This is a genomic window from Nocardia sp. NPDC060220 (genome assembly GCF_042727815.1).
Lineage (GTDB): Bacteria > Actinomycetota > Actinomycetes > Mycobacteriales > Mycobacteriaceae > Nocardia.
Genome location: NZ_JBHWZY010000353.1, coordinates 1 through 6682, shown reverse-complemented (window position 1 = coordinate 6682; position 6682 = coordinate 1). Strand labels below are relative to the sequence as shown.

The 6682-nt window shown below is 66.8% G+C and carries 10 protein-coding genes and 1 pseudogene; 6 read left to right on the top strand and 5 right to left on the bottom strand.

What is annotated here, in order from left to right:
• Positions 1 to 578 (top strand): metal ABC transporter permease (locus ACFWF3_RS19130; protein WP_379314685.1); only part of this gene is annotated, 578 nt, incomplete at its 5' end.
• 60 nt (positions 579 to 638) lie between these two features.
• Positions 639 to 977 (top strand): MmcQ/YjbR family DNA-binding protein, encoded by a 339-nt coding sequence (locus tag ACFWF3_RS19125; protein ID WP_379314684.1) that lies wholly within the window; start codon positions 639 to 641, stop codon positions 975 to 977.
• Positions 978 to 1007: 30 nt separating this feature from the next.
• Here ACFWF3_RS19125 and ACFWF3_RS19120 read toward each other — a convergent pair whose 3' ends face one another.
• Positions 1008 to 1439: a hypothetical protein gene (locus ACFWF3_RS19120; protein WP_379314683.1), complete on the bottom strand. Its 432-nt coding sequence runs from the start codon at positions 1437 to 1439 to the stop codon at positions 1008 to 1010.
• 86 nt (positions 1440 to 1525) lie between these two features.
• Between ACFWF3_RS19120 and ACFWF3_RS19115 the strand changes: the two genes are divergently transcribed.
• Together ACFWF3_RS19115 and ACFWF3_RS19110 are read left to right on the top strand one after the other, a co-directional pair.
• On the top strand, positions 1526 to 2068 hold the full coding sequence (locus ACFWF3_RS19115; protein WP_378994702.1) for a YaeQ family protein: 543 nt from the start codon (positions 1526 to 1528) through the stop codon (positions 2066 to 2068).
• A 101-nt stretch (positions 2069 to 2169) separates the two neighbouring features.
• On the top strand, positions 2170 to 3072 hold the full coding sequence (locus ACFWF3_RS19110) for an alpha/beta hydrolase fold domain-containing protein (protein WP_379314682.1): 903 nt from the start codon (positions 2170 to 2172) through the stop codon (positions 3070 to 3072).
• 6 nt (positions 3073 to 3078) lie between these two features.
• Here ACFWF3_RS19110 and ACFWF3_RS19105 read toward each other — a convergent pair whose 3' ends face one another.
• Entirely contained in the window at positions 3079 to 3660 is a 582-nt protein-coding gene (locus ACFWF3_RS19105; protein WP_378663813.1) for a TetR/AcrR family transcriptional regulator, read from the bottom strand.
• 89 nt (positions 3661 to 3749) lie between these two features.
• On the opposite strand from ACFWF3_RS19105, the gene ACFWF3_RS19100 reads away from it, so the two are divergent.
• Positions 3750 to 4787 carry a beta-ketoacyl-ACP synthase III gene (locus tag ACFWF3_RS19100; RefSeq protein ID WP_379314681.1) on the top strand — a complete coding sequence of 346 codons (1038 nt, stop codon included), beginning with the start codon at positions 3750 to 3752 and terminating at the stop codon, positions 4785 to 4787.
• A gap of 67 nt (positions 4788 to 4854) precedes the next feature.
• Here ACFWF3_RS19100 and ACFWF3_RS19095 read toward each other — a convergent pair whose 3' ends face one another.
• From ACFWF3_RS19095 to ACFWF3_RS19085, 3 genes are all read right to left on the bottom strand, one after another.
• The gene (locus ACFWF3_RS19095; RefSeq protein WP_378994692.1) at positions 4855 to 5184 is read right to left on the bottom strand and encodes a hypothetical protein; all 330 of its coding nucleotides are present in this window, start codon (positions 5182 to 5184) and stop codon (positions 4855 to 4857) included.
• Positions 5185 to 5340: 156 nt separating this feature from the next.
• Positions 5341 to 5922, bottom strand: a complete 582-nt coding sequence (locus ACFWF3_RS19090) for a TerD family protein (protein WP_379314680.1) — start codon at positions 5920 to 5922, stop codon at positions 5341 to 5343.
• Positions 5923 to 5976: 54 nt separating this feature from the next.
• A complete protein-coding gene (locus ACFWF3_RS19085) occupies positions 5977 to 6255 on the bottom strand; it encodes a hypothetical protein (protein ID WP_378994690.1) in 279 nt (92 codons plus the stop codon).
• A 186-nt stretch (positions 6256 to 6441) separates the two neighbouring features.
• Here ACFWF3_RS19085 and ACFWF3_RS19080 point away from each other — a divergent pair.
• Positions 6442 to 6682, top strand: a pseudogene (locus tag ACFWF3_RS19080) (carboxylate--amine ligase); the annotation flags it as partial.

Sequence of the window (6682 nt, the reverse complement as noted above, 5' to 3'; positions counted from 1 at the left end):
CCCTGTTCGCGTTCGGCTTGGTGCTGGTGTCGGTGACGCCGAGCCAGACCGACCTGAACCACATCGTCTTCGGCAACCTGCTCGGTGTGAGCCGCGGCGAGATGATCCAGATCATGATCCTGGCCGCCATCGTCCTGGTCGCCCTGGTCCTCAAACGCCGCGACTTCACCCTCTACGCGTTCGACGCCACCCACGCCCACGCCATCGGCCTCAACCCCCGCGTGCTCGGCACCGCCCTGCTGGCCCTGCTGGCCCTGACCTCGGTGGTCGCGTTGCAAGCGGTCGGCGTGGTGCTGGTGGTGGCCATGCTGATCATCCCCGGTGCCACCGCCTATCTCCTGACCGACCGCTTCTCCCGCATGCTCGTCATCGCCCCCACCATCTCGGTGCTGTGCGCGGTGACCGGCCTCTACATCAGCTACCACCTCGACACCGCCGCCGGCGGCATGGTCGTGGTGACCCAGGGCGTCGCCTTCACCTTCGTCTACCTCTTCGCCCCCCGCCACGGTGTGATCGGCCGCCGGATCACCGCCTCCCGCGCCAGGAAAACCGTCGCCACCCTCGGTGCCGTCGACTAGCGGTCCCGGTCCCGCGGCGATGGATCCGATCGTGTCGGTGTGTGGTGTCAGGATGTGGGCATGAATGTCACCGGGGAGGACGTCCGCGCCTCCGTGCTGTCGCTGCCGCAGACGACAGAGCATTTCGCCTGGGGCATGCCGATTTTCAAGGTCGCGGGCAAGCTGTTCCTCACCCTGCCCGAGGACGAGACCTCGATGGCGGTCCGCTGCCCGATTCTCGATCGCGACGAACTGGTCCTCGCCGAACCCGGCAAATTCTGGATCGCCTCGCACGAGTCCGGTAACCCCTGGGTCCGCGTCCGCCTGGCGTCACTCGACGATCGCGAGGAACTGGAAGCCATCGTCACCGACTCGTGGTGTCAGGCCGCCCCGCGGGCCTTGCTGGATGCGGATCAGTGAGCGCGAGACAGCTCGTCGGCCGCGAGGTCGTTACAGCACCGGCGTGATCGTGGCCTCGATCGTCTGGATGGAGTCCACCGGGATGACGAAGGTCTCGGTGATCTCCACGGTGGTCAGGCGGATGTCGGCCACTCCGGCGTCGAGGAGGTAGTGGGTGGTGACAGTGTCGCCGGATTCGGACATGGTGAGGTCGCGAATGCCCTGGATCACGCGGTACTGGAGGCCGTTCTCCAAGTCGGCGCTCAGCTGGGGGCCCGAGTAGCCGGTTCGGATGCCGACCTCGACGCGGGTGGCGTCGGGGGCGAAGGGGACCGCGCTCGCGTCGTGGGACACCAGGGCGTCGAGGTAGGCGCGGGCAATGGCCTGACGGGGTGAGTCGGCCGCATTCGGTGCTGCCGCAACGGTTGCCGTGCCGAGTGCGAGGAAAACGGCGGCCAGAGCCGAAACGTGAGTGATTCTCATGTACAGATGCTGGCGGTCCGGACCGGTCAGCGCAACCGGGAGTGCGCGAGTAGTCGACGTCGCGGCCCGGTAGGGTCGGAGCTCCTATGGCACTCAGCGCAACACTGCACAACTTCGCCGTTCAGCTCGCCGATGTGGATCGGGGGGTGTACGAGGATCTCGAGTTGCGGGTTGCCCGGCACCCGTCGGAGACGGCCGAGTACATGATCACCCGGATCCTCGCGTACTGCTTGCAGTACGAGGAGGGGATCGTGTTCAGCGACGGCGGGATCTCGGCCACCGATGAGCCCGCGGTGCAGGTTCGGGATATGACCGGCCGGACGACCGCGTGGATCGAGGTCGGCGCGCCCGACGCGGACCGTATTCACCGCGGGAGCAAACTCGCTGGTCGGGCCGTGGTCTATACCCACCGCGACCCGGCGAAGGTGCTCGCGCAGTACGCGGGCAAGAAGATTCACAACGCGGCGCAGATTCCGCTGGTCAGTTTCGATCGCGCGTTCATCGACGAGGCCGCGGGGCTGGTCGACCGTCGCAATACCGCCACCCTCTCGGTCACCGAGGGCGTGCTCTATCTGGACCTCAACGGCACCAGCTTGCGCACCGATATCACCGAGCAGCCCCTCGGCTGAGGCCGGCACGGAGTAGCTTGGCTGGCACCGGTGACGCTCGGCCCGAGCGCTGTGGACCGCACCGGTCTCGTCGTCGAGTGGAGGTCGCGGTGCCCGGTGTGATGAGTCGGTTCGTGATTCCGGGATTCCTGCGGGTCACCCGGCGCAACCGGAATTACGTCGATGCCGAGCTGGCCGCTGCGCACGTGCGCGAGCGCGCGCTGCGGCCCCTCGCCTACGGTCCGCCGCGCACACTCCGCGGTGTCGAGATCTCGGTGGAGCACGACCGTGGCTGGCCGATCTACACGCTGACCCCGTCGGACGGGATCTCCCGCGGTGGCCTCGTGTACGCGCACGGTGGCGGCTGGGTGGGCGAAATCGCTTCGCAACATTGGCAACTCGCGGCCAGGATCGCCGCTCGGACGCATCTCGTCGTGACGGTCCCGATCTATCCGCTGATCCCGTTCGGCACCGCGGCGGAGGTGATTCCCCGGGTCGCCGAACTGGTCACCGCGGCCGACGAGCGCTACGGTCCGACGTTCCTCGCCGGCGACTCCGCGGGCGGTCAGATCGCGCTGTCCACCGCGCTGCACCTGCGCGACGCGGGTCATATCGTCCCCCGCACGCTGCTGATCTCTCCTGCGCTCGACCTCACTCTCGAGAACCCCGAGATCGACGCGGTTCTGCTGCGTGACCCGTGGCTGGGTCGCGACGGTGGGCTGGTGTTCGGCCGGATGTGGAGCGGCGAACTCTCGATGAAGGATCCCCTGGTCAGCCCTCTGTTCGGCGACTTCGGCGGGCTGGGCCCGATCACCGTGTTCACCGGCACCGACGACATCCTGAACCCCGACGCCCGCCTGCTGGCGGCGAAGGCACGCGCGGCGGGCGTCGACCTCGACTATCAGGAAGAATCCGGACTCGTGCACGTCTACCCGTTGACGCCCAGCCCCGAAGGGGCGGCGGCCCGTCGCCGGATCATCGCCACCCTGCGCGCCGAACTCGATGCGGCACACAGCATCTCGTGAGACGGCTCACCGTTCGGTCAGGTGCACCTTGAACAGGATCGTCAGCTGAGTGACCGCCTGGTCGAACGGATGCGCGGACTTGAGCGCGCGGCTGTGCACGATCGTGCCCTCGATGGTGGTGAGCAGGAACCCGGCCAGCGACACCGCGGTCGATCGCTCGATCCCGGTGGCGACGATCCCGTCGGCGAGCCGGGCGGTCCATTCGGCGAACGCCTGGCCCGCGATGGACTGGACGGCGGGGTCGAGTTCGTCGAGAGCGGCCGCCATCATGAACGAGCCCGCGGTGTAGTCGGATTTCTCCAGTGGGGCGCGCCAGAAGGCGAGCAGGTCGGTGAGCCACTGCTGGGCCGAAGGCGCGGTCTGCAGGGCGTCCGCCATGGCGCTCACATGTGAGTACACCAGGCGTGCCACGATCCGCGCCGCTGTCTGCACCAATTCGCCCTTTCCGGACGGGAAGTGCTGGTACAGCGAGTTGCGTGAGGTCCTGCTGCGCTCGAGTAGTTCGCTGAGGGAGGACGCGTGCACGCCGTGTTCCTGGACGGTGCTGATCGTGTGCTCGATGAGTCGGGCGCGTGGTCCGGCGGCCATCCGATCTTCTCCTACCCCTTGATTGAACCGATCGGTTCATGTTAGACCTATTCCTACGTGAACCGATCGGTTCATATGGAGAGGATGTCATGCCCACCCCCATTGCCACCGCGGTTCCGGTCACCCACGCGGGAATTCTCGGCCTCGGCGTGTACCGCCCGCGCCGTGTCGTGCCCAACTCCGAGATCGTCGACGCGATCGAGTCCTCGGACGAGTGGATCAAGACCCGTTCCGGGATCGCCGCCCGGCACTGGGCCGAGCCCGACGAGACGATCGTCTCGATGAGTGTCGCGGCCGCTCGGGACGCGCTCACGGCGTCGGGGGTGAGCGCCGAGCAGATCGACGCGGTGGTGCTGGCGACGTCGTCGCAGATGGTGCTCGGTCCGTCGGCGGGCGCGGTGGTGGCGACCGAACTCGGCATGCACGACACAGCCGCGTTCGACATCTCCGCGGGCTGCGCGGGCTTCTGCTACGCGTTGGCCGATGCGGCGAATCTGGTGCGCTCGGGTCAGGCGCGGCAGGTGCTGGTGATCGGTGTGGAGCGATTGTCGGATCTGCTCGACACCACCGATCGCGGGTGCGCGTTCATCTTCGCCGACGGTGCCGGTGCGGTCGTCGTCGGGCCGGCCGAGCAGGAGGGGATCGGCCCGGTCGCGTGGGGGTCGGATGGTGCGCGCACCTCGGCGATCAAGCAGGACAAGGACTTCCTGGAGTACTTCGCCGAAGTCGCCGCGGCGGAGGCCAGCGGTGGCACGTCGCAACGTCCCTACATCCGGATGAACGGCACCGAGGTCTTCCGCTGGGCCGTCACGTTTCTGGAGAAGGCATGTCGTGACGCGCTCGACCTCGCGGGCCTCACAGCTCACGACCTCGACGCGTTCGTTCCGCACCAGGCCAATATCCGCATCACCGACGCGCTGGTCCGCGCCCTCGGCCTGCCCGAGACTGTCGCCGTCGCGCGCGACATCATCGAAACCGGCAACACCAGCGCCGCCTCCATTCCGATGGCCATGGAACAACTGGTGCGCTCCGGCGCCGCCGACCCCGGCGACACCGCGCTGCTACTCGGCTTCGGCGCCGGTCTGGCCTACGCGGGCCAGGTCGTTCACCTGCCGCCGATCGCCTAGTTCTTCAGCGCACGCAGATATTGGCGGTAGACGCGTTGTGCGACAAAGGAATTCTCTGCTCAGCTCGTCACGCGTTCGCCTTCTCGCGCAGCGACCGCTGGGTCACCGGTACCGCGTAGGCCGCGCCGTCGCGGATGCCGAATTCGAAGCGGCAGGGGAACAGCGAGGGTAGGCCGGTGGCGCGTAGGTCGAAGTTCGCGGCGAGGGTTTGCATGGCCCAGTTCTGCAGCGAATCCGGGAGCTGCAGGGTGGTGCCGTCGACGCAGCACACATAGGCGTGGGCCTGTTCGCCGTCGACGGGGAGGGGGTTGCGCAGACCGACCGCGCCGATTTCCAGAATTCGTCCGGCGTTGTGGGAAGTAGCGACGCTCGGCAAATCCAACTCGATGTCGTCCATGCGGAAAACCGTAGCGCAGCAACTATTCAGGGAACACCGAAATCGCGTGGTCTTGACGAACTTCGCCGATGTCGCAAAAGTGGGAAAGTGCGAGGTCTGTTCGCCGCGCCACGGCGGAGCTCGGCGCACTGCGCGCCGGGCCCTGCCGCCGCGACGTCAGCCGATCGCGAAGCGCAGCAACGCCTGGCGATCGCCCTGCTTGATCTTGCCCTTGCGGTCGAGGACCTCCAGCTGCCACACCGGACCGTTGCGGAAGGTCCGCGCGATCGCGTTGGCGTTCTCCGCGCCGAGCAGCGACGGCCAGATATCGGCGACAGGCTGGGTATCGTCCCCGGTCGCGTCGTAGATCTTGAACGAGACGTTGTTCGCCTTCTCGAAGGAACTGCCCTTCTTGAACGCGACGGCCACGAAGACGATGGAGTCGATCGCGGGGGGAACAGTGGCGAATGTGACGTGCACGGTCTCGTCGTCGCCCGCGGCCGCACCGGTCTGCTCGTCGCCGGTGTGCAGCACCGATCCGTTGCCGAGCGGATCGAGTGAATCCAGGCCGGCGAATCGCACCGGCTCAGCACCCTGGAACAGCACGGCGATCAGATCGAGGTCGACACCGCGCTTGCGCCGGGCCATTCCGAGAATTCCACCGCTGGAACCCGCCGACGGATCCCAGCTCACCCCCACGCTCATTTTGGTGATACCGGCGAGATCGGCCGCGCCGTCTTCCTTCTTGAGAGTAATCACGATTTTCAGGCTACGGACTTCGCTCGCCCCGTGCATGGCGACGGAATGCGCTCGTCAGCCGGAGTGGGTCGCGAGGTAGACGAGGGCCGTGACCGCCAGCGCGATCGCGCCGAGGATGCCGCCCGCGATCGTGTCGGCGCGGTTGGTGGCCACACCGTTCTCGATCCGATCCCAGCCGATGAACGCGGCGGCCACGGCGCCGATACCGGCTGGGGCGGCCACGAACTCGCTGACGACGGGAATGAACGAGACCGCGCAGGCGATGATGCCGAGCACCAACGACGCGAGGCCGACACCGTTGCGTGGCGGCGGAAGGGTCTCTGGACCGGGCATCGCCTGAGCGTAGTCCCGCCGCGGGATGGGTGCTGGTCGCGCCCGGTCACAAGCCCCTCGGTCACAGCTTCGTCATGGTTGATCGAGCAGGGGCCGGGTACTCCATGGAAATGGCAGCCCTGCAGGGATTCATTTCAGCGTCCCGGTTTCCGGGCTGTGGAGTTCGAGGAGGGATAAGGTTTGTCGATTTCAGCTGACGAATCGAAAAGTCGAAACCCGAACAAAGGTTATGTGGCCCTGCTGGGCTGGAGTTTGAATGCGGTCGAGGCGGTTGACCGGTTCGACCGCCGCTATATCGTAGTTGCGCCCGAATGGGCGGAAAGTTATTGCACGGAGCACGGCATACCCTATATCCCCTGGGATTTCGAGCGGCTCAACGATCGTTCGATGGAGATCGCCGAGACCCTGAAGAAAAAGGGAGTCGACG

What these genes read in the sequence shown, in the direction of transcription:
- ACFWF3_RS19115 (WP_378994702.1), top strand. Translation starts at nt 1,526, where the DNA reads ATGGCACTCAGCGCAACACTGCACAACTTCGCCGTTCAGCTCGCCGAT.
- ACFWF3_RS19110 (WP_379314682.1), top strand. Translation starts at nt 2,170, where the DNA reads ATGAGTCGGTTCGTGATTCCGGGATTCCTGCGGGTCACCCGGCGCAAC.
- ACFWF3_RS19105 (WP_378663813.1), bottom strand. Translation starts at nt 3,660, where the DNA reads ATGGCCGCCGGACCACGCGCCCGACTCATCGAGCACACGATCAGCACC.
- ACFWF3_RS19125 (WP_379314684.1), top strand. Translation starts at nt 639, where the DNA reads ATGAATGTCACCGGGGAGGACGTCCGCGCCTCCGTGCTGTCGCTGCCG.
- ACFWF3_RS19095 (WP_378994692.1), bottom strand. Translation starts at nt 5,184, where the DNA reads ATGGACGACATCGAGTTGGATTTGCCGAGCGTCGCTACTTCCCACAAC.
- ACFWF3_RS19120 (WP_379314683.1), bottom strand. Translation starts at nt 1,439, where the DNA reads ATGAGAATCACTCACGTTTCGGCTCTGGCCGCCGTTTTCCTCGCACTC.
- ACFWF3_RS19100 (WP_379314681.1), top strand. Translation starts at nt 3,750, where the DNA reads ATGCCCACCCCCATTGCCACCGCGGTTCCGGTCACCCACGCGGGAATT.
- ACFWF3_RS19085 (WP_378994690.1), bottom strand. Translation starts at nt 6,255, where the DNA reads ATGCCCGGTCCAGAGACCCTTCCGCCGCCACGCAACGGTGTCGGCCTC.